19 protein-coding genes are annotated in these 21449 nt (G+C 63.5%); 12 read left to right on the top strand and 7 right to left on the bottom strand.

The window, feature by feature from the left end; genetic code table 11:
* Window positions 1-235 precede the first annotated feature (235 nt).
* The gene (locus JYK05_RS19255) at window positions 236-1438 is read left to right on the top strand and encodes a glycosyltransferase (protein WP_206468922.1); all 1203 of its coding nucleotides are present in this window, start codon (window positions 236-238) and stop codon (window positions 1436-1438) included.
* 19 nt (window positions 1439-1457) lie between these two features.
* On the opposite strand, the gene JYK05_RS19250 is transcribed toward JYK05_RS19255, so the two are convergent.
* The 3 genes from JYK05_RS19250 to hpnA all read right to left on the bottom strand — a co-directional run bounded on the left by JYK05_RS19250 (window position 1458) and on the right by hpnA (window position 5800).
* Window positions 1458-2045 (bottom strand): hypothetical protein, encoded by a 588-nt coding sequence (locus JYK05_RS19250; RefSeq protein WP_206468921.1) that lies wholly within the window; start codon window positions 2043-2045, stop codon window positions 1458-1460.
* Between the two features lie 221 nt (window positions 2046-2266).
* A complete protein-coding gene (locus JYK05_RS19245) occupies window positions 2267-4513 on the bottom strand; it encodes an NADP-dependent isocitrate dehydrogenase (protein ID WP_206468920.1) in 2247 nt (748 codons plus the stop codon).
* Between the two features lie 276 nt (window positions 4514-4789).
* Window positions 4790-5800: a hopanoid-associated sugar epimerase gene (gene hpnA, locus JYK05_RS19240; RefSeq protein ID WP_206468919.1), complete on the bottom strand. Its 1011-nt coding sequence runs from the start codon at window positions 5798-5800 to the stop codon at window positions 4790-4792.
* Window positions 5801-5973: 173 nt separating this feature from the next.
* Between hpnA and JYK05_RS19235 the strand changes: the two genes are divergently transcribed.
* From JYK05_RS19235 to JYK05_RS19215, 5 genes are all read left to right on the top strand, one after another.
* Window positions 5974-9114, top strand: a complete 3141-nt coding sequence (locus tag JYK05_RS19235) for a response regulator (protein ID WP_206468918.1) — start codon at window positions 5974-5976, stop codon at window positions 9112-9114.
* Between the two features lie 16 nt (window positions 9115-9130).
* Complete coding sequence (locus tag JYK05_RS19230; RefSeq protein ID WP_206468917.1) at window positions 9131-9967, top strand: protein-glutamate O-methyltransferase CheR; 837 nt, start codon at window positions 9131-9133, stop codon at window positions 9965-9967.
* A gap of 2 nt (window positions 9968-9969) precedes the next feature.
* The gene (locus tag JYK05_RS19225; protein WP_206468915.1) at window positions 9970-10566 is read left to right on the top strand and encodes a chemotaxis protein CheB; all 597 of its coding nucleotides are present in this window, start codon (window positions 9970-9972) and stop codon (window positions 10564-10566) included.
* 39 nt (window positions 10567-10605) lie between these two features.
* The gene (locus tag JYK05_RS19220) at window positions 10606-11745 is read left to right on the top strand and encodes a hybrid sensor histidine kinase/response regulator (protein ID WP_175940752.1); all 1140 of its coding nucleotides are present in this window, start codon (window positions 10606-10608) and stop codon (window positions 11743-11745) included.
* A gap of 84 nt (window positions 11746-11829) precedes the next feature.
* Window positions 11830-12126: an acylphosphatase gene (locus tag JYK05_RS19215; RefSeq protein ID WP_175942315.1), complete on the top strand. Its 297-nt coding sequence runs from the start codon at window positions 11830-11832 to the stop codon at window positions 12124-12126.
* Window positions 12127-12145: 19 nt separating this feature from the next.
* Here JYK05_RS19215 and egtD read toward each other — a convergent pair whose 3' ends face one another.
* The gene (egtD, locus tag JYK05_RS19210; protein ID WP_206468913.1) at window positions 12146-13114 is read right to left on the bottom strand and encodes an L-histidine N(alpha)-methyltransferase; all 969 of its coding nucleotides are present in this window, start codon (window positions 13112-13114) and stop codon (window positions 12146-12148) included.
* Between the two features lie 286 nt (window positions 13115-13400).
* On the opposite strand from egtD, the gene rarD reads away from it, so the two are divergent.
* Window positions 13401-14369, top strand: a complete 969-nt coding sequence (gene rarD, locus JYK05_RS19205) for an EamA family transporter RarD (RefSeq protein ID WP_206468911.1) — start codon at window positions 13401-13403, stop codon at window positions 14367-14369.
* Window positions 14370-14397: 28 nt separating this feature from the next.
* Here the strand turns inward: rarD and JYK05_RS19200 are convergent, their stop codons facing one another.
* Window positions 14398-15309, bottom strand: coding sequence for a LysR substrate-binding domain-containing protein (locus JYK05_RS19200; protein ID WP_206468909.1), 912 nt, complete (start codon window positions 15307-15309; stop codon window positions 14398-14400).
* Between the two features lie 181 nt (window positions 15310-15490).
* Here JYK05_RS19200 and JYK05_RS19195 point away from each other — a divergent pair, with 181 nt between their 5' ends.
* The 5 genes from JYK05_RS19195 to JYK05_RS19175 all read left to right on the top strand — a co-directional run bounded on the left by JYK05_RS19195 (window position 15491) and on the right by JYK05_RS19175 (window position 20261).
* On the top strand, window positions 15491-16822 hold the full coding sequence (locus tag JYK05_RS19195) for a hypothetical protein (RefSeq protein ID WP_206469683.1): 1332 nt from the start codon (window positions 15491-15493) through the stop codon (window positions 16820-16822).
* A gap of 17 nt (window positions 16823-16839) precedes the next feature.
* Window positions 16840-17760, top strand: a complete 921-nt coding sequence (locus JYK05_RS19190) for a glutamate/aspartate ABC transporter substrate-binding protein (protein WP_206468907.1) — start codon at window positions 16840-16842, stop codon at window positions 17758-17760.
* 41 nt (window positions 17761-17801) lie between these two features.
* Window positions 17802-18539: an amino acid ABC transporter permease gene (locus JYK05_RS19185; RefSeq protein ID WP_206468905.1), complete on the top strand. Its 738-nt coding sequence runs from the start codon at window positions 17802-17804 to the stop codon at window positions 18537-18539.
* A 5-nt stretch (window positions 18540-18544) separates the two neighbouring features.
* Window positions 18545-19222 (top strand): ABC transporter permease subunit, encoded by a 678-nt coding sequence (locus JYK05_RS19180; RefSeq protein ID WP_206469682.1) that lies wholly within the window; start codon window positions 18545-18547, stop codon window positions 19220-19222.
* Window positions 19223-19310: 88 nt separating this feature from the next.
* Window positions 19311-20261 (top strand): LysR substrate-binding domain-containing protein, encoded by a 951-nt coding sequence (locus JYK05_RS19175; protein WP_206468903.1) that lies wholly within the window; start codon window positions 19311-19313, stop codon window positions 20259-20261.
* A 6-nt stretch (window positions 20262-20267) separates the two neighbouring features.
* Here JYK05_RS19175 and JYK05_RS19170 read toward each other — a convergent pair whose 3' ends face one another.
* Both JYK05_RS19170 and JYK05_RS19165 read right to left on the bottom strand, forming a co-directional pair.
* Window positions 20268-20540 (bottom strand): hypothetical protein, encoded by a 273-nt coding sequence (locus tag JYK05_RS19170; protein ID WP_206468901.1) that lies wholly within the window; start codon window positions 20538-20540, stop codon window positions 20268-20270.
* Between the two features lie 110 nt (window positions 20541-20650).
* Window positions 20651-21412 carry a putative bifunctional diguanylate cyclase/phosphodiesterase gene (locus JYK05_RS19165; RefSeq protein WP_371826440.1) on the bottom strand — a complete coding sequence of 254 codons (762 nt, stop codon included), beginning with the start codon at window positions 21410-21412 and terminating at the stop codon, window positions 20651-20653.
* Window positions 21413-21449 lie beyond the last annotated feature (37 nt).

Here is a 21449-nt window from a genome sequence, read left to right as displayed (position 1 = left end):
CGATACGCCCGCGCGCCAAAGCCATTAAACTGTCGGTCGCCCGGGACGGCGTGAAGGCGTGCCGCATCGCGTTTCCCGCGCCGTGTACATCCGCGGCGGCTGGTTTCGGCAGGCCGCCGCCATCCTGATTCGTGTGTCCTCCGCGCAACGCGTGCTTCGCCGTCAAGCGCGGTCGGTGCTCGCGCGCGCATGGGTGCGCTGCCCGCCACGCGGGTTCAAGCTAATCGTCAAACTCATGTTACTCATCGCCTGGCTGTCATTCCTGATCTGGATCGTGCTGCTCGTTGCGCGAGGTGGCTTCTGGCGCGCGCAGCCCGCGCCCGCGCTTTCGGATGCCGCGGTGCACGCCGTCGGCCGAGCGGAGATCGCGCGACGCGGCGCGTGGCCCGCGCTCGTCGCGGTCGTGCCCGCCCGCAATGAAGCCGACGTGATCGGCCGCGCGGTCGGCTCGTTGCTGAAGCAGGACTATGCGGGCGCGTTCCACGTCGTGGTCGTCGACGATCACAGCGCCGATGGCACGGCCGCCGTCGCGCTCGCTGCGGCCCGCGATCTCGGCCTCGAAGACCGCCTGACCGTGCTGACGGGCAAGCCGTTGCCGCCGGGATGGTCGGGCAAGGTCTGGGCGCAGTCGCAGGGCATCAATGCAATCGACACGCTTGGTCTTCCCGCCGAATTCCTGCTGCTCACCGACGCCGACATCTACCATCCGGCCGATGCCGCGACGCAACTGGTCGCGCGTACCATTCTGGAAGATCGCGATCTCGTTTCGCTGATGGTGCGCCTGCGCTGCGATTCGCCGTGGGAGAAGGCGCTGATTCCGGCGTTCGTGTTTTTTTTCGCGAAGCTGTACCCGTTCGCGTGGGTCAACGACCGGCGCAAGATGACCGCGGGCGCGGCGGGCGGCTGCATGCTCGTGCGCCGTTCGGCGCTGGCGGAGGCGGGCGGCATCGAATCGATTCGCGGCGAACTGATCGACGATTGCAGTCTCGCGCTGCGCATCAAGCATCGCGCGGGCAAAGCGGACGCGCGCCCCATTCGCCTCGATCTCGCGGACCGCAGCGAGTCGCTGCGCCCGTACGACGACTGGCGCGAAATTTGGAACATGATCGCCCGCACCGCGTTCACGCAGTTGCGCTATTCGCCGCTGCTGCTTGCCGGCACGGTGCTCGGCATGGCGCTGATCTATCTGGTGCCGCCGGTCTTCGCGCTGACGTGGGGCGCGCGCGCATGGCCGGCTTGCGCAGCCTGGGCGATGATGTGCATCGCCTATGGCCCGATGTTGCGATACTACCGGCGGTCGTTGTTGTGGGCGCCGATGTTGCCGCTCGTCGCGCTGTTCTATGTTTCGGCGACGATCGGTTCGGCCGTGCGCTACTGGAGCGGCAAGGGCGGTCAGTGGAAGGCGCGCGTTCAGGCGCCGACGCAGGAAGGTTCTTGATTGGGCGGCGGCGCGGGACTTAGCGCCGCGTCAGCATCGCGTACAGTTCGACGACCATGTCCGGCGAAAAGGTGAACGGCACCCAGCCGTGACCCGTGTGCCGCATGATCAGCAGGCGGTCGCCGTTCGCGTGCTTCTGCACCGCCATCACCGGGTTCTTCGTCGCCGCGAAGCGCCAGCCGGGCGCGACGCCCATCGGCTGTTCCACCGACATCGACGCCCGCACGTTCGACAACTCCTCGATCAGTTCCGACACGCCCTGCGGATTCAGCAGCACGGACTTGCCCGCGATGGTCATCTGAATGGTGTCGCGGTCCGGGCGCGAAACGGTCAGCGCGGGCGGCGCGTCGGACTCGGGCTCGGACTCGGGCTCGGCCTCGGCGGGCGCTTGCTTCTGAGCGTCGGCGGCTGCGAGCGCGGTGTCCTCGAACTCGTCCGCGCGAGGCGGCAGCGGCGCGGGCGGCTCGGCGATATCGTCGGTGGCGGACGCAGCGACGGACGCAGCGGCAGACTGAGCGGCAGCGCCGGTAACAGGAGGAACGGTGGCGGCCCGGAGGAGCGCATCGAGGCTCGACTCCAGCGCGCCGAGCTGGTCATGTAGATTCATGCGAAGTTGGATGTCTTGCGAAGCTGGCAGCGAGGGCAAGAATTTTACCTGCTCCCCTTCCTGCGAGCCGGCACACGTTGTAACCAAATGCGTTGAAACGGCGCGGAGCGGAATACCGCTGAGACGGAACGCCGCGAAAAGGCGCTCGAAAAGAAATCGCGTTGGCGCCGAACGCCAACGCGATGGTGAGCGCGGGCATGCCGCCCGCGCTCGTTGCTGCGTTACTTCGTTTGCGCCTGTGCGAGCGCGGCGTTGAGCGTCTGGCTCGGACGCATCACGGCGGCGAGCTTCGCGTCTTCCGGCTTGTAGTAGCCGCCGATATCCGCTTCGCTGCCCTGCACGACGGTCAGTTCCTCGACGATCTTCTGCTCGTTCTCGGCCAGGCTCTTTGCGAGCGGCGCGAAGAACTCGGCCAGTTCGCGATCTTCCGTCTGGCTCGCCAATTCCTGCGCCCAGTACATGGCGAGGTAGAACTGGCTGCCGCGGTTGTCGAGCTGGCCGGTCTTCGGCGACGGGCCCTTGTTGTTGTCGAGCAGCTTGCCGGTGGCGGCGTCGAGCGCCTTCGCGACGAGCTTCGCCTTCGCGTTGTTGCTCTTGATGCCGAGCTCTTCCAGCGATACGGCCAGCGCGAGGAACTCGCCGAGCGAATCCCAGCGCAGATGGTTCTCCTGCACCAGTTGCTGCACGTGCTTCGGCGCCGAGCCGCCCGCGCCGGTTTCATACAGGCCGCCGCCCGCCATCAGCGGAACGATGGACAGCATCTTCGCGCTCGTGCCGAGTTCCATGATCGGGAACAGGTCGGTCAGGTAGTCGCGCAGAATGTTGCCGGTCACCGAAATGGTGTCGAGGCCGCGGATCACGCGCTCGAGCGTGTAACGCATGGCGCGCACTTGCGACATGATCTGGATGTCGAGCCCTTCGGTATCGTGATCCTTCAGGTACTTCTCGACCTTCTTGATGAGCTCGTTTTCGTGCGGACGGTACGGGTCGAGCCAGAACACCGCCGGCATGCCCGAGTTGCGCACGCGCGTGACGGCGAGCTTCACCCAGTCGCGGATCGGCGCGTCCTTCACGAGGCACATGCGCCAGATGTCGCCTTGCTCCACTTGCTGCGTGAGCGATTCGATGACCTCGTTCGTCGCGTTATCGACGATACGCGCCGTGCCGTCTTCCGGAATCTCGAAGGTCTTGTCGTGCGAGCCGTACTCTTCGGCCTTCTGCGCCATCAGGCCGACGTTCGGCACCGTGCCCATTGTGCGCGGATCGAATGCGCCGTTGGTCTTGCAGAAGTTGATGATTTCCTGATAGATGCGCGCGAACGTGCTTTCCGGAATCAGACACTTCGTGTCTTGCGGGCGGCCATCGGCGCCCCACATCTTGCCGCCGGCGCGAATCATCGCGGGCATCGACGCGTCCACGATCACGTCGTTCGGCGCGTGCAGGTTCGAGATGCCCTTCGCCGAATCCACCATCGCCAGTGCCGGACGGTGCTCGTGGCACGCGTGCATGTCGCGGATGACTTCATCGCGCTGCGATTCCGGCAGCGCCTCGATCTTCGAGTACAGATCGACGAGACCGTTGTTGACGTTCACGCCGAGTTCTTCGAAGAGCTTCGCGTGCTTGGCGAACGCGTCCTTGTAGAACACCTTCACCGCGTGGCCGAAGACGATCGGGTGCGAGACCTTCATCATGGTCGCCTTCACGTGCAGCGACAGCATGACGCCGGTCTTGCGCGCGTCTTCCATCTGGTCTTCGTAGAACGCGATCAGCGCCTTCTTGCTCATGAACATGCTGTCGACGATCTCGCCATCCTGCAGCTTGACCTTCGGCTTCAGCACGATGGTTTCGCCGCGCTTCGTGACGAGTTCCATGCGCACTTCGCGCGCCTTGTCATTCGTGATGGACTTTTCGCCGTGATAGAAGTCGCCGTGCTTCATGTGCGCGACGTGCGTGCGCGACGCCATGCTCCATTCGCCCATGCTGTGCGGATGCTTCTTCGCGTAGTTCTTGACGGCGAGCGGCGCGCGGCGGTCCGAGTTGCCTTCGCGCAGAACCGGGTTCACCGCGCTGCCGAGACACTTCGAGTAACGCTGGGCGATGGCCTTTTCTTCGTCGTTCTTCGGCTCTTCCGGATAGTTGGGCACCTTGTAGCCCTTGCCCTGAAGTTCCTTGATCGCGGCGACGAGCTGCGGCACCGAAGCGCTGATGTTCGGCAGCTTGATGATGTTGGTGTCCGGAAGCTGCGTGAGGCGGCCAAGTTCGGCGAGGTTGTCCGGAACGCGCTGCTCTTCGGTCAGGAATTCGGGAAATTCGCCGAGAATGCGCCCGGCGAGCGAGATGTCGCTGGTTTCCACGTTCACGCCGGCCGGCGCGGTGAACGTGCGGATGATCGGCAGAAAGGCGCTGGTCGCGAGCAGCGGAGCTTCGTCGGTCAGGGTGTAGATGATGGTGGGTTGCTGATTACTCATCGCTTGTCTCGACATCCAGAAACGGGTTGAAAAAGGACCGCCGGCTGCTGTGGACCTGCGCGGGCGCTTTCGCGCGCTGCGGTCGCACGCAACATGGTTGCTCGCGCCTTCCGGCATCAGTCCGCTATTTTGCCTGATTTTGCGGGCGTCGCGTGCGCAAAATCGCTCGCCGAAGCATCAGAAAACAGGCCTTTCTCCGTTATTTCAATGACTTAGAATTTTTGGGTCTTATACAAGAGTGCGTTGCAGGCGATCGACGGACTGCGCCCGCGCTTGTTACGCGTCGAGATAGCCGTTCGCCCGGAACCAGTCGAGCGCGTCGCGCAAGCCTTCGCGATACGGCCGCGCCTGATAGCCCAGTTCCGCTTCCGCCTTCGCCGACGTGAAGTACATCTTGTTTTTCGACATCCGCAGGCCGTCGACGGTCACGAACGGCTCCTTGCCGCTCATCTTCGCGAACATTTCCGCGCCGATGGCGAGCGGATAAAGCGGCCCGCGCGGCAGCTTGATGGTCGGTGGTTTGCGGCCGACGAGTCCGGCGATATCCGCGAGCATCTGCTGCAACGGCAGGTTCTCGCCGCCGAGAATGTAGCGCTCGCCGACCTTGCCGCGTTCCAGCGCCAGGAAGTGGCCGTTCGCGACGTCATCCACATGCACGAGATTCAGCCCCGTATCGACGAACGCGGGAATCTTGCCGGTCGCCGCCTCGACGATGATGCGCCCCGTCGGCGTAGGACGCACGTCGCGCGGGCCGATGGGCGTCGACGGATTGACGATGACGGCGGGCAGCGCGTCGTTCGCGACCATCCGCTCCACCGCGCGCTCGGCCAGCACCTTGCTGCGCTTGTACGCGCCGATGGTGCTCGCCGCATCCGACGGCTTCGTTTCGTCGACGATCGCGCCGGAGCTCGTCACCTTCAACGTCGCGACGCTGCTCGTGTACACGATGCGCTCGACGCCTTCCGCGAGCGCCGCGCGCATGGTGGCCTCGGTGCCTTGCAGATTCGCGCGCTCGATCTCGCTCGGGTCCGGCGCCCAGATGCGATAGTCCGCCGCGACGTGAAAGAGATAGCGCACGCCCTTGAGCGCCGCGCGCATCGACGCTTCGTCGCGCATGTCGCCGACGACGATCTCCGCGTCGAGCGACTCCACGTTCTTGCGCGGACTCGTCGCGCGCACGAGCAGCCGCACGTCGAAACCGCGTTCGATGGCGAGCCGCGCGAGCGCCGACCCGACGAAACCCGAGGCGCCGGTGATGAGCACGCGAGAGCCGGATATATCTGTCATTCTTACCTCGTGAGATGCGCTCTTCGCGCGATCGTTCGTAACAAGTGCCGCGCCGAAATGGCTGCGCAAATCGCCGCCGGAGCCGATGTGACAAGGCGTTGCGGCTCGTGCTATGGTCCGTGCCTGCTGCGGGGCGCGCGGCCTTCGCGAAACGGACACACTACTGGTCAACGATGCCTCAGGACAACCGCAACCACTCCTTGTGGATCTACTTCGCCATCGCGATTTCTCTTGCGCTGGTGTTCGCCGTCGATGTGCTGACGCCCATGCGCGTCGCGATCTGGGTGTTCTACGTGTTGCCGGTCGTGCTGTGCATGTGGATCAACCGCCCGGCCGTGCCGATGATTACCGCCGGCGCGGCGTCGGTGCTGATGATTCTCGGCTACGTGCTTTCCACGGGAGACTCCGTCGCCAGCCGCGAAGTGCTGCAACTGAATCGCGCGATGGGCATATTCGTGCTGCTCGTGCTTTCGATCGTGGCGCACCTGTATATCAAATCGCGGCTCGCGGTACAACGCACCGCCTGGTTGCAGGAAGGCGTCGCGCAGATGAGTCTGCAATTGCGCGGCGAGCAATCTCCGGCGTCCATCGGCGTCAGCATTTTGCGTTCTCTCATTCCGTATGTGAACGCGAAGGTCGGCGTAGTCTACGCTCTCGAAGGCGAGACGCTCGAACGCATCGCCGCCTGGGCGCTGCCGGACGAGAACGGCGCGCCGCGCCGCATCGCGCGCGGCGAGGGGCTCGTCGGACAAGCAATCGTCGACAAGCGCGTGCTTCAGCTTCGCGATGCCTCCGCGCATTATCTGAAGGCGGGATCGGCGCTCGGCGCGGCGGCGGCATCGCGCGTGATCGTGTCGCCGCTTTACGCCGATGGCGATGTGGCGGGCGCAATCGAAGTGGGTTTCGTCGGCGACGAGGGCCGCTTCGACGACGCCCGCGTGCTGCTCGAAATGGCCGGCGAAGCGATGGGCATGGCGATGCGCTCGGCGCGGTATCGCATGCGGCTTGTCGAATTGCTGGAAGAAACACAGCGCCAGAGCGAAGAGTTGCAGGTCCAGCAGGAAGAGCTGCGCGTCTCGAACGAAGAACTGGAGGAACGCGGCCGCGCGCTGCAGGACTCGCAGGCGCGTCTCGAACAGCAACAGGCCGAGCTCGAACAGACCAATGTGCAGCTCGAAGAACACGCGCAGCATCTGGAGCGGCAGAAGACCGAACTGCTTCAGGCGCAACAGGAGTTGACCGCCAACGCGCTGGAAATGGAGCGCGCGAGCCAGTACAAGTCCGAGTTCCTCGCGAACATGTCGCACGAGTTGCGCACGCCGCTTAATAGCTCGCTGATTCTCGCGAAGCTCCTTCAGGACAACAAGCAAGGCAACCTGACGGACGAGCAGGTGCGCTACGCCGCGACGATTCACTCATCCAATAGCGATCTGCTTTCGCTCATCAACGACATTCTCGATCTGTCGAAGGTCGAAGCCGGCCAGATGGACGTGCAGTTCGCGCCGACGGCCGTGGAATCGCTGATGCAGGCGCTGCGGCAATCGTTCACGCCGGTCGCGGAAACCAAGGGCCTTTCGTTCATCACCGAAATCGCCGCCGATGTGCCGCAGTACTTCGTCACCGACAGTCAGCGGCTGCTGCAAGTGCTGCGCAATCTGCTGTCCAACGCGTTCAAGTTCACCGAGCGCGGCAGCGTGACCGTCGCCGTGCAGCGCGCGGGCGACGACGCAGTGCGCTTCGAAGTGCGCGATACAGGCATCGGCATTCCGCGCGACAAGCAAGACCTCATCTTCCAGGCGTTCCAGCAGGCGGACGGCACGACGAGCCGCAAATACGGCGGCAGCGGCCTCGGCCTGTCGATCTCGCGCGAATTCTCGCGGCTGCTCGGCGGCTCGGTCGGGGTATCGAGCGAAGTGGGCCGGGGCAGCGTGTTCTCGGTGACGCTGCCGATCGCCGCCCGCGAAGGCACCGTGACCGCGAAGCTCGACACCATCGGCCACATGAAGGAGCCGGAACCGGCTGCGATCGAGCCGCCGCGCGCCGTGGCGCCTGCGCCCGCGCCCCTTGCCCCGCAACCGGTTCCCGCGATGCCCGAGCCGCAAGGCATCGCCGATGACCGCGCGAAACGTCAGCGGCCGGATCGCGTCATTCTCGTGATCGAGGACGATCAGCGTTTCGCGCATATCCTGTACGACCTCGCGCACGAACTCGACTTCGATTGCGTGCACGCGGCCACGGCGACGCAGGGCGTCGAGCTCGCGCGGTCCATGCAACCGAACGGCATTTTGCTGGATATCGGCCTGCCCGATCAGTCGGGTCTCACCGTGCTCGAATGGCTCAAGCACGACCCGATGACGCGCCACATTCCGATTCATATCGTGTCCGCCACGGATCACGCCGATGTCGCGCTGCATCTGGGCGCAATTGGCTACACGCTCAAGCCGAGCGCCCGCGATGATCTCGCGCAGGCCATCCGCAAGCTGGAAGCGCGTTCGTCGCAGGGCGCGCGGCGCGTGCTCGTGGTCGAGGACGACCCTGCGCTGCGGCAAAGCATTCACGCGTTGCTGGCGAGCGAGACGGTCGGCATCGTGGAAGCGGGGTCGATATCCGAGGCGCTTGAGGAAATGAAGCGCGCGCCGTTCGATTGCGTCGTGATGGACCTCGCGCTGCCCGACGGCTCGGGCTACGAGTTGCTGGAGAAAGTCTCGACGAGCAGCGGAAACGCGTCGCCGCCGGTCATCGTCTATACCGGCCGGCAGATTTCGGCGGAAGAAGAGCAGCGTCTGCGGCGTTACTCCAAGTCCATCATCATCAAGGGCGCGAAGTCGCCGGAGCGCTTGCTCGACGAAGTCACGCTGTTTCTGCATAGCGTCGAAAGCGCGCTGCCGCCGGAGCAGCAGCGCATGCTGCGCGCGGCGCGCCAGCGCGACGACGTGTTCGAAGGCCGCAACATCCTTCTCGCGGAAGACGACGTGCGCAATATCTTCGCGCTTTCGCGCGTGATCGAGCCGCTCGGCGCGACGCTCGAAATCGCGCGCAACGGACGCGAGGCGCTGGAGGCGCTCGCGCGCCGCGACGACATCGATCTCGTTCTGATGGACGTGATGATGCCCGAGATGGACGGCCTCACCGCGATGACCGAAATTCGCAAGCACCCCGAGCACGCGCGCCTGCCGATCATCGCGCTGACGGCGAAAGCCATGCAGAGCGATCGCGAGAAATGTCTCGAGGCGGGTGCGGACGACTACATATCGAAGCCCATCGACGTGGATAAGCTCGTGTCGTTATGCCGCGTCTGGCTGCGGCAGCGATGAACCCGAATTCGACCCGATGAACGACAGCAAGCACGAGGAAGACGCCACGTTCGACATCGAACTGAAGCTGCTCCTCGAAGCCATCTATCTCAAGTATCAGCACGACTTCCGGCATTACTCGGTGAGTTCGCTGCGGCGCAGGCTCGCGCAGGCCGTGCATGACCTGGAGTGCGCCACACTTTCGCAATTGCAGGAGCGCATACTGCGCGAACCGGCGCTCTTCGCGCGGCTCTTTCAGTACCTCACGGTGCAGGTCAGCGAAATGTTTCGCGACCCGAGCTATTTCCGCGCGATACGCGAGCAGGTCGTGCCGATTCTGCAGACGTATCCGTCCATCAAGGTTTGGGTCGCGGGGTGCAGCAGCGGCGAAGAGTTGTGGTCGCTCGCGGTGCTGTTCGCCGAAGAGAACATTGCGGAGCGGACGCTGTTCTATGCCACCGACATCAACGCCGAAGCGTTGCGGCAGGCCGAGAGCGGCATTTATCCGCTGGAGCGCATGGCGGGCTTCAGCCAGAACTATCTTGCGGCGGGCGGCAAACGTTCGCTGTCGGACTACTATCACGCGGCATACGGCGCGGCGAAGTTCTCGCAGACGCTCAAGTCGCGCGTCGTGTTCGCGGATCACAGTCTCGCCACCGACAGCGTGTTTCTGGAAGCGCATCTCGTTTCGTGCCGCAACGTGCTGATCTATTTCGATCGCGCGTTGCAGGACCGCGCGCTCGGACTCTTCAGCGATTCGCTCGTGCGGCGCGGCTTTCTCGGACTCGGCAGCAAGGAAAGCCTGCGCTTTTCCAGACACTCGGACCGCTTCGCGGATTTCAACGCGCGCGAGCGGCTTTATCAGAAGGTATAGCGATGAGCCCCGCAGCCATCCCCGATGCCTTCGACGCCGTGGTGATCGGCGCATCCGCGGGCGGCGTCGAGGCGCTCAACCTGCTGCTGCCCGAGTTGCCGCGCGACTTCGCGGCGCCGGTGCTGATCGTGGTGCATGTGCGGCACGGTCAGCCGAGCCTCTTGCCCGCGCTGTTCGCCGAGCGCTGTCGGTTGCGCGTGGTGGAACCGTTCGACAAGGACGAGATCGCGCCCGGCACCGTGTATTTCGCGCCGCCCGGCTATCACATGATGGTCGAGGCCGAAGGCGGCGAGCCGCCTGCCATCGCGCTGTCGGTGGATCCGCCGGTGCGCTTCTCGCGGCCGTCGGTGGACGTGCTGTTCGAATCGGCGGCGCATGCGTACGGCAAGCGGCTGCTCGGCATCGTGCTCTCGGGCGCGAACGACGACGGCGCGCGCGGCGCGCGGGCGATTCGCGACGCGGGCGGCCTGTGCTGGGCGCAGGACCCGAACACGGCGTCCGCGACCGCGATGCCGCTCGGGGCCATCGCACAAGGGGTGCAGGACATTCTCACGCTGGACGACATGGTCGCGCGCCTCGCGGGGCGCGCGCGCCGATAAGACGTTCGACACGCAACAACGAAGGCAAGGAGTCACCAGATGACGCAACCCATTCACGTGCTGATCGTCGACGACATCCGCAACAACATCACCGCGCTCGAAGCGTCGCTCGCGCGGCCGGATCTGTCGGTGCTGAAGGCGGAATCGGGTCCGGCTGCGCTCGAACTCCTGCTCAAGCACGAAGTCGCGCTCGCGATCCTCGACGTCAACATGCCCGGCATGGATGGCTTCGAGCTCGCGGAATTCATGCGCGGCAGCCCGCGCACCGCGCATGTGCCGATCATCTTCCTGACCGCGACGGCGCAGGACACGAACCGCACGTTTCGCGGCTACGAAGCGGGCGCGGTGGACTTCCTGTACAAGCCGTTCGATTCCCGCATCCTCAATTCGAAGGTCGATGTCTTCATTCAGATCGAACGGCAGAAGCAGCAACTCGCGACGCAACTCGCCACCGTGCAGCAGTTGCTCGATGCGAACGAGATGCTGATGGCCGTGCTCGGTCATGACCTGCGCACGCCGCTGTCGGCGGTGATCGCGTCGGCCGAATATCTGTCGCGCTTCGTGAAGGACGAGAACGTCGCGAATATCGGCACGCGCATCAAGTCGAGCGGCATGCGCATGGTCCGCATGGTCGATCAGTTGCTGAACCTCGCGCGGCTGCGCGGCGGGCGCGTGACGTTGCAGCCGCGTGCGGTCGAACTCAGTACGCTCGCGAAGAATATCGTCGAGGAATACGAGGCGCGCGTCGGCAAGGGACGCATTTTCGTGCTGCGTCAGGGCGATACGCTCTTGCAGGCCGACGGCGATCTGCTCTCGCAAGTGTTCTCGAATCTGATCGGCAACGCGCTGCAGCACGGGCTCGAAGGCGCGGCGATACAAGTGCGGCTCGAAGGCGGCGCGAAGGACGTCAGCATCATCGTGCAGAACGCAGGCGAGATTCCGGCCGACGTGCTGCCGAACATCTTCGCGCCGTATCGCTCGGGGCGGCGTCAGCATGAGTCGGGCGGGCTCGGGCTCGGCCTGTACATCACGCGGGAAATCGCGCGGATGCACGGCGGCGACGTGAAAGTGCGCTCGTCAGCGGAGACGGGCACCATTTTCGAAGTCACGCTGCCTCGCGTGGCGCGTCCCACTACGGGCGATCGGGACGACAACGCGCAGACGTTTCGTCTCGGCTGAACGCGCGGGTCCAACGCGCGGTCCACGCAGATTCGCGCGCGTGACTACAATGCGGCGTATGAATCAGTCACGAGGAATTGCATGATGTCCGGCCCGGATCTCGATACGAGAATCGAAACCTATTACGTGCGTGTGAAAGGCGTGGTGCAGGGCGTCGGCTTTCGCCATCACACGGTGCGGCGCGCGCATGCGCTCGGCGTGCGCGGCTATGTCGCGAATCTCAACGACGGCTCGGTGGAAGCCGTCATTCAGGGCGCGGCGAATCAGGTCGATCTGATGCTCGAATGGCTGCGACGCGGGCCGCCGCATGCCCGCGTCACCGATTTCTTCAGCGAAGAGCGTTACGTCGAAAAGCGCTACGAACGCTTCGAGCAGCACTGAGCGACACTGAGCGGCACGTTTAGCGCGCGACCAGCAGGCTCTCCGCGAAGTGCCATTCGTCGTCGCGCCATTGATGCGTGCATTCGAAGCCGGCATCGATGGCAATCGGCGCGACTTCTTCGGCCGCGTACTTGTGGCTGCTTTCCGTCCAGATGGTTTCGCCTTCGCGGAAGTCGACGTGCAAGCCGGCATCGCGCACGCGCGCCGTCAAGGGGCGTTTCGCGCGAAGATGCATTTCGATGCTGCGCGCGTCGGGATTGAAGCGCGCGACGTGTTCGAACGCGTTGAGCGGAAAGTCGCCGTGCAACTCGCGGTTGATGCGCGCGAGCAGGTTCAGGTTGAACGCCGCCGTCACGCCGATGGGATCGTCGTAGGCCGCGATCAGCATCGGCAGGGGCTTGATCAGATCGGTGCCGAGCAGGAGGGCATCGCCGGGTTCGAGCATGCTGCGGATCGACTGGAGAAACTTGGTGGCCGCAAGGCGCGCGAAGTTGCCGATGGTGCTGCCGAGAAAAAGCACGAGCAGCCGCTCGCCCTCGTTACGCCGGGCGCTCACTTCGGACAGGCCGGCCAGATAGTCGCGTTCGTAGCCGACAATCGAAATGCGCTCGATATCGCCCAGTTCTCGACGGCACAGCTGTAAAGCCGTGCGGGAGATCTCGATTGGGTAATAGGCGGTCGGCTGCTTTTTACACAGTGCTTCAAGAATGCGGCGCGTCTTGCGTCCGCTTCCGCTTCCGAGTTCCGCGACTTTCACATTTCCCGGCAGCGCGGCCACGATGTCGGTGGCGTGCGCCTTCAGCACGCGTTCTTCGGCGCGCGTCACGCCGTATTCCGGCAGCGCGGTGATCACTTCGAAGAGGGCGGAGCCGACTTCGTCATACAGATACATCGAAGGCAGTTCTTTCTGCGGGCGCTTGGATAGCCCCGCATGGACGGCTTCGGCAAAGGCACTGGAAAAGCGGGGCGACGGGGCAGCTTGAGTCATGACGTCTCCATCGATGCGGCGTTTTCTTCGCGTGCTGGCGTGAATCGGGCACGGCGTTCGGATGCTGCTGATGCAATGACGTGAGCGGCGGCTTCGCGCGTTGCTCGACTTTCTGTGGACTTCTGGGTTGCCCGTGGGCGTAGACGGTTTAAGACAACGTTCCGGTGCAGCCAGTTCAGACCTATTCGCGGTTCATGCGCCGGTGTTCGCGCGATACGACGTTTAGAATGCGCACTTCGTCCGCTTTGCCGGCCAACGCAACCACTCGGCGCTTCGCGCTTTTTCGATGAATCAGCATGTCCTCGGACGCGGCATTGCGCTTTCCGTCGCCGCTTCCGCTTTGTTCGCGCTCCTGTCGGGCTATACGAAATGGCTTGCGCCGCTCGACGGACTCGACATTTTTGCATGGCGCATCGTCTGGACATTGCCGGGTGCGCTGCTGCTCGTGGCGCTCTCCAGGCGATGGCCGCAATTATGCGCGCTCGTGGCGAACCTCGCCAAAAACGCGCGCCTGCTCGCGGCTTTCGTTGTCTCCACAGCGCTGCTCGGCGTGCAGCTATGGATATTCCTGTGGGCGCCGCTGCATGGACGCGCGCTCGAAGTGTCGCTCGGCTACTTTCTGTTGCCGCTCGCGATGGTGCTGATCGGGCGCTTCTATTACCGCGAACCGCTCGACGCGCTGCAATGGGCGGGCGTGGCCGCGGCTGCGGTGGGCGTGGCGCACGAGTTCTTCGTGACGCGTGCGTTCGCGTGGCCGACGCTCGTCGTGATGCTCGGTTATCCGCCGTATTTCATGCTGCGGCGGCGGCTCAACGTCGATGCGCTTGTGGCCTTCGCCATCGAAATGATGATGCTGGCTCCGTTCTGCGTGATCGCGCTGATCGTGCGTGGTTCGTTCGCCGTCGTCGCAAATTCGCCGCTTCTATGGAGTGTCTTGCTGCCGGGCCTCGGCGCCCTGAGCACGATTGCGCTGGGCTCGTATCTGCGGGCAAGCCGCTATTTGCCGCTCGTGCTGTTCGGCATTCTCGGCTATGTCGAACCGGTGTTGCTCGTGGCTGTCGCGGTCTTGCTGCTCGGCGAGCCGTTCAGCGCGAGTCAGTTGGGAACGTATGGACCGATATGGGTCGCTGTCGCGCTGACGGCTGTGCATAGCGCGCGGCTCTTGATGCGCGAGCGCGCGTCGAAGGCCGCGTTGCCGATGAGCGAACATCACGCGAGCGTCGAACACGAAACGGGTGCCGAGCGCGTCGACTAAGCGGTCCTCTACAGGTCGCGCCGCATCTTTACTCGCACACTTCCGCGCCGAGCGTATGCAGATGCGCATGCAGGGCTTCGACGAAACGGCGCGCGAGCAGAGACGGAGCCGTGTGCAAAGGCATGGCCATGCGCACAGGAACGTCGATAGACGGCATGAGCGGCCGGATCGACAACTTCCCGGCATACGTGTTGGCGACATACGGGTTCACGATGCCCACGCCGTTGCCGGCCGCCACCAGCGCGCAGATCGTGATCGACGATGTCGTCTGGATCGAGAACTCGGCCGGCATGTCGTGGGCGAGGAGCACGTTCTCGATGTCGATCGTCAGGTCGTCCATCTCGCCCAGCGACAACAACGGCTCCGATTGCAACATCCGCACATGCACCACGGATTCGCTTTCGAGCCGATGCCCCGGCGGCAGCACGCATACGGCCGGCATCGTCTTCACGATCGTCGTCTCGAAGTCGTGCTCGTCGAGCTTGCCCGTGGTCAGAATGAGATCGAACAGATCCTGGCGCAACAAGTCGGTCAGTTGTGTCGTGGCGAGCGTCTGAATGTTGATGTACGTCTCCGGAAACTGCGCCCTAAACGCCCGAACGACCTCCGGCAGCAGTCCAACTCCCAGCGTGGGCGTGCAGCCCAGGCAGAGCGCGCCGGTGCCCGACTTGCGCAGCAGCGACACCACCGACTCGATCTTCTCGAGGCCGTCGAAGTGCTTCTGCACGGTCTTGTACAGCAGCTTGCCTTCGCTCGTCGGTCTCAATCTCCCATGGTGCACTTCAAACAGTTTGAGGCCCGAGAACCTCTGCAACTCGGAGAGGCGGCGGCTAATGGAAGGCTGCGTCGTGTTGAGCATCGCTGCGGCGCCAGTGGTGGTGCCCTTCTGCATCACGGCGCGAAACGCCTGGATAAGCTGAAAATTCAACGGTCGGGTCATGTGTTTCGCGATCTGTCGAACGAGGATGCACCGCGCGTCGCGCAAGAGAGGCTATATCGAAACTGAATAGCATCGCGACAAAATCGAATTTTATCGGTTCTAATCGCAGAGATATCCTGACGTCTATCTTTCGTCAAGGGTCGCGCCGATGCGTTTGCTTTATCCGCTTCCAACCGCCGCGATGGCCGGAGCCATGTCGTCCGCTACGCCCGGCGTCGTTCGTCCGTGCGCGGTCAGCCGCTTGGGCCAGGGCACAGGACATCACTTCTTCGGCTACTACAACAAGACGGCGTGGGATCGCACCGGGCGATACATGCTGGCCCATCGCGCCGCCATGATGGATGCGCGGCTCGCTCCGGAACTGCAAGTCGAGGTCGGCTGCTTCGACTTGCAAGACAATGCAGCGTTCCACGCCTTCGACACGACCGGCGCGTGGAACTGGCAAATGGGCAGTCAATTGCAATGGCTGGAGGGCGAGCCTGGCCGCAAGGTCATCTATAACGTGCGCACCGACGACGTTTCTGCGCGCTTTCCGGGCTTTGGCGCGACGATTCTCGATCTGGACACCGGCGCGAAGCAGTCGTTGCCGATGCCCGTCTACGTGACGGCGCCGAATAGCCGCTATGCGCTATGCGTCGACTACCGGCGTCTTTATGTCACGCACGAAACCATCGGCTACAGCGCGCACGGCGGACCGCTCTGCCTGCTGCGCGCGCCCGCGACGGACGGCATCTACCGGATGGATCTCGCGACGGGAAAGGTGGCGCTCCTCGTGAGCTACGCGGCGCTGCGCCGCTTCCAGCCAAAGTTATCGATGGAGCGCGCCATTCATTGGGTCAGCCACATCGAGATTAATCCTTCGTCGTCGCGCGTGTTGTTCTTGCATCGCTGGACCGAGCGCGTGGAAGATGAAACCTGCTTCCTGCATCGCCTGATTACCATGAATCCGGACGGTTCCGGCATGCGGCTGCTCGAATGCTCGGACCATCCGCTGCCACACATCGCGAGGCGCTTCGATCCGAAGGCCGTCGGCACGTTCGACTATGAGAAGTCGGAGCACCAGATTTCGCATCCATTGTGGCGCGACGACTCGCACATCGTCGTGTGGAGTCCGCATGCCGGCGAGATTCACTATCACCTTTACGAAGACAGCGACGCAGGCGGCGTGGAAGTGCTGGGCCGCGACGTGCTCACCGAGAACGGCCACATGTCGTTCTCTCCGGTCGACTCGCGTTGGCTGGTCTCGGATACTTATCCCGACGCGCAGAGCAACAAGCGCGTCCTGTTTCTCTTCGACGCGCGCGACGGCGTGCGCATCGACATAGGCGAGTTCTACGCGACACCTGAGCTCAAGAAGGAAAACCGCTGCGATCTGCACCCGCGCTGGAGCCGCGACGGCATGGCCGTTTGCATCGACTCGGTTCACGAAGGCATGCGTCAGATGTACGTGATCGACGTCTCGCCCATCACGGGCACGCGCGGCCGATTGCAGTCCGCGAGCCCCGCGCATTAGCTTCCATGGAGCCGAGCATGAAACGACACTATTCGTTGCGCCCCGCCACGCGCATGACGGCCGGCCTCTCTGCGCTGGCGTGGATGGCGGGTGCGTTTGCCGCCGAGCCGGCCGTTAGCGGCACGCTCGACAAGATACGCAGCGAACACGCCGTCACCATCGGCTATCGCGATGCCTCCATCCCGCTGTCCTACTACGATGCACAGCAAAAGCCGATCGGCTATTCGATAGACTTCGCCAATCTGATCGTCGAACGCATCAAGTCTCAGCTCAAGCTCTCCGAACTGACGGTGCGCATGATTCCGATCACGTCGCAGAACCGCATCTCGCTCTTGCAGAACGGCACGATCGACTTCGAATGCACGAGCACCACGAACAACGCCGAGCGCGCGCAACAGGTCGCGTTCTCGAACAGCTTCTTCGCGATCAGCACGCGCCTGCTTGTCAAGAAGTCGACCGGTATCAAAGATTTTGCCGACCTTCACGACAACACCGTCGTCGTCGGAGCAGGCACGACGTCGGAAAAAATCCTGCGCCGGTTGAACGCGGAGAAGTCGATGAACATGAAGATCATCAGCGCGAAGGATCATTCGGAGTCCTTTCTTCTGTTGTCGACGGGCCGAGCGAAAGCCATGATGATGGATGACGCCTTGCTCGCCGGCGAGCGCGCGAAGTCGCCGCATCCCGACGACTACGAGATCGTCGGCACCCCTCAGTCGCACGAGGTGTACGGCTGCATGCTGCGCAAGAACGACGCGCCGATGAAGGCCTTGATGGACGCCGCCATCGCCGACGCTGAAAGATCCGGACAAGCCTCGCGCATCTACGCGCGTTGGTTCACGCAGCCAATCCCGCCCAGGCAGATCAACCTCGACTTTCAGATGTCGCCGCGCATTCAGGCGCTCTTCGCGCAGCCGAGCGACAAGCCGTCCTCCTGAGCCGCGTGTGACGCTGGCGTAGCGAAAGGGCAAACCAAGCAATGGATTACTCGTGGAATTGGCGCGTGCTGTTTCAGCCGGTGGCGACGGGCGAGCCGGAAGTCTATGTCAACTGGCTCATCTCGGGCCTGCTGAATACGGTCGTGCTGACCTTGCTCGCATTCATGCTCGCGCTGGTAATCGGCATGGCTCTCGGCATCATGCGCACGTTGCCCAATCGCGCGATACGGACGGCCGCTGCGGTGTATGTGTCGATCTTTCGCGGCGTGCCGCTGATCGTGCAGTTCTTCATCTGGTTCTTCGCGCTGCCGGAGTGGCTGCCGGCGTCGCTCGGCGACCGGCTCAAGGACCTGTCGCCGAATGTGCAGTTCCTGAGCGCATCGGTGCTCACGCTCGCTGTCTACACCGGTTCTCGCATCTGCGAACAGGTGCGCGCGGGCTTGCTGGCGCGCCCGCCCGGACAGCTTCACGCAGCACTCGCGCTGGGACTCACGCGTCCGCAGGCTTATCGACATGTCCTGCTGCCGATGACGCTGCGCACTATTGCCGGGCCGCTGACGTCCGAGTTCCTCATCCTTTCGAAGAACTCGGCGGTGGCATCGACAATCGGCCTTCTCGAATTGTCGGGACAGGCGCGGCAACTCGTCGACTACACCGCACAGCCGTATGAGTCGTTCATCTGCGTAACGGTCGTCTACGTAGCGCTGAACTTCGTGATCTTGTGGGGCGTGGGCCGGCTGCGTCGGCTGAATACCGTGCCCGGTTCGATGGAGAGTTGACCGATATGTTCGAGATGGACTGGCAGGCTCTATATGCCGCTACACCGGTTTTGCTCGAAGGCATGGGCGTCACGTTGCAGATCACCGTGGTTGCCATCCTCTGCGGCCTGGCGTGGGGCACCGTGCTCGCGGTGCTGAGCCTGTCGCCGGTCAGGCTGCTTAGGACGGGCGCGCATGCGTATGTCGCGCTCTTTCGCTCGATACCGCTCGTGATGCTGCTGTTATGGTTCTTCCTCATCGTGCCTCAGTTTCTGAAGGCGCTGTTCGATCTTCCATCGAGCGTCGACGTGCGGCTCGTCTCGGCGATGGTCGCTTACTCGCTACTCGAGGGCGCATTCTTCTGCGAGATCATCCGGGCCGGGATTGCCAGCTTGCCGCGCGGCCAGATGCACGCGGCGCAGGCGCTCGGCATGACGCCCGCGCAATCGATGCGCTATGTGATTTTGCCGCAGGCGTTTCGCGCGATGGTGCCTGTCGCGCTTACGCAATGCATCGTGATTTTTCAGGACACGTCGCTCGTATATGTGATCGCGCTCGGCGATTTCTTTCGGCGCACGACAGCCATCGGCGAACGTGACGGCACGCTCATTCCGATGCTGCTATTCGCGGGCGCGACATATTGGCTCGTAAGCACGACCATGATCGCGATGACTCGCATGCTGAAGACAAGGATCGCGCGGTGATTGATCGCGGATTTCAAACACGCTGCCGGGCGATTCGCCGCGCACGCATCAGCAAACGGCCCCGGTGCCACGCCGGACTTGAGATGACATGAAGATTCACCAGCTTCGCGCGCTTGTCGCTGTCGCCGATACGGGCAGCGTGCGCGGCGCCGCGCGCCTGCTTCAGGCGTCGCCGGCCGCCATCACGCAGAGCCTTCAGCAGATCGAGGGCGATCTCAGGCTGCGTCTCGTCGCGCGCACGCCATCTGGAGTCACGCTCACGTCGGACGGGCGAACGCTTCTCGAACACGCACGCCTGATCGTCGGTCAGATCGCTCGCGCGCATCAAGCTGTGGACACCATGCGCGGCGAGGCGCGCGGACGGCTTTCGATTGCGGTGACGGCCTGGGGCGCGATGACGTTCCTGCCCGAGGTCGTGCTGCGGTTTCGGCGGATCATGCCGGACGTGCAGTTGGAATTCTTCGAGGGACTGCTCGCGATCGCGAATCCGCGGCTGCGCGATGGCAGTCTCGACATTTACATCGGGCGTCAGACGCCGGGCGAGATCGCGTCGGAGTTCACGTTCAGGCCGCTTTTTCTGACGACGCTGGCGGTGGTCGCGCGGCAGGGTCATCCGCGCGCGGAGAGTCGCTCGCTTGCTGATCTCCTCGATTGCGACTGGCTCGTCGCGCTCGATCCGGAGACCGAGGGGCTCGCGCCGTACACGATGTTCGCGAAGCACGGGTTGCCCGCGCCACGCAGTGTCCATTTCCTGCATTCGCTGACCGTTGCCGTTTCGTTACTGCAAAGAACGGATATGGTCAGCATCTTTCCCTGGCCGCTCGTCGAACGCTGCGCGCCGCGCGAATCGCTCTGCGCCATTCCGCTGCGCGAGCAACTCGACGACTCGATCGTCGGGGTCATCACGCGCACGGGACAACCGCGCAGCGCCGCGGTCGAGTGCTTCGTCGATTGCCTCATCGACACCATCCGCGATCCAACGTCGATCAACACACCGGAGATACAGCGAGCAATGCACTCGGTCGACATACTCATCTAGCCTGCCTCACGGAAGCGGTTGCAGTGCAGTCCACGGAGACCAGCCGGTTTCGCTGTCCGGCTTGGCGACGCGCAATGCCCGCGAGCCGTCGCCGAAGATCAGCGACTCCGCACGAAAGGCGTTGGTGTCGGGAGCGCCGCAGGTGCCGACATAACCGAGTTCATGAGTGAACTGTAGATTGCCTTCACGCAACACCCCGAGGTAAGCGTCAACGTCTTCATCGCTCGAATGATTAGCACAACGATTCAAAAACATTGCGACGAATTCTGCATCGAACATGGTTTCCTCCCGTATTTTTGCGCCATCTCCTCTGGCGCTGTCATGGCATGCTTGTTCTGGCGGGGATACGGCCACACGCGGTCGAGTCGTTTGCTTCTCTCTGACTTGCGTCAATGCGCGGGCCTTGCGCGATTTTGGGCCAATAGGTGAGTGAATTCTGTCGGGCTTGTCGCGCGGCCGAACAGATAGCCTTGCAGCAAGTCGCAGCCGAGCGCCCATAAGGCCGTGGCCTGATCCGCGGTCTCGACGCCTTCGGCGGTCACGGTCATGTCGAGCGCATGCGCCATGTCGATGAGCGCGCGAGTGATTGCAATCGAATCGTGACTGCGCGGAAGATCGGCGACGAACAGACGGTCGATCTTCAGGTTGTGCAGACGAAACCGCTTCAAGTACGACAACGACGCATAGCCCGTCCCGAAGTCGTCGATGGCGAGCTTCACTCCAAGGTCGGAAAGCGCCTGTGCCGTCGATACGCTGGCCGCGGTGTCGGGCATCGGCATGCTCTCGGTGATTTCCAGTTGCAACGCGGAGGCTTCGAGTCCGGTGCGTTCGAGGCAGGTCGTGATATGGCGCAAGAGGCTGTCGTCGAATTGCACGGCCGACACGTTCACCGATACGACGAGGCGCGGCGCAATGATCCGTCGCCAGCGAGCAACCTGAACACAGGCTCGCAGCAACGCCCAGTCGCCAATGTTCTTGAGAAAGCCGGTCTTTTCGGCGATCGGTATGAACTCTGCCGGCCCGACGTCGCCCAATTCGTTGTTCTTCCAGCGCAGCAAGGCCTCGGCGCCTACGGTTTCGCGCGTGACGCTGTCGATGACGGGTTGATAGGCGAGCGTCAATTCGCCAGCGGCCAGCGCGTGAGGCAGCAACGCTTCGATACGGAGGCGGCGCTGTGAATCAGCTTCT

The sequence above is a fragment of the Caballeronia sp. M1242 genome (assembly GCF_017220215.1).
In the GTDB taxonomy this organism is placed as follows: Bacteria; Pseudomonadota; Gammaproteobacteria; order Burkholderiales; family Burkholderiaceae; genus Caballeronia.
The sequence above is the reverse complement of the archived record's forward strand: the minus strand, read 5'-3'. Positions and strand labels throughout refer to the sequence as shown.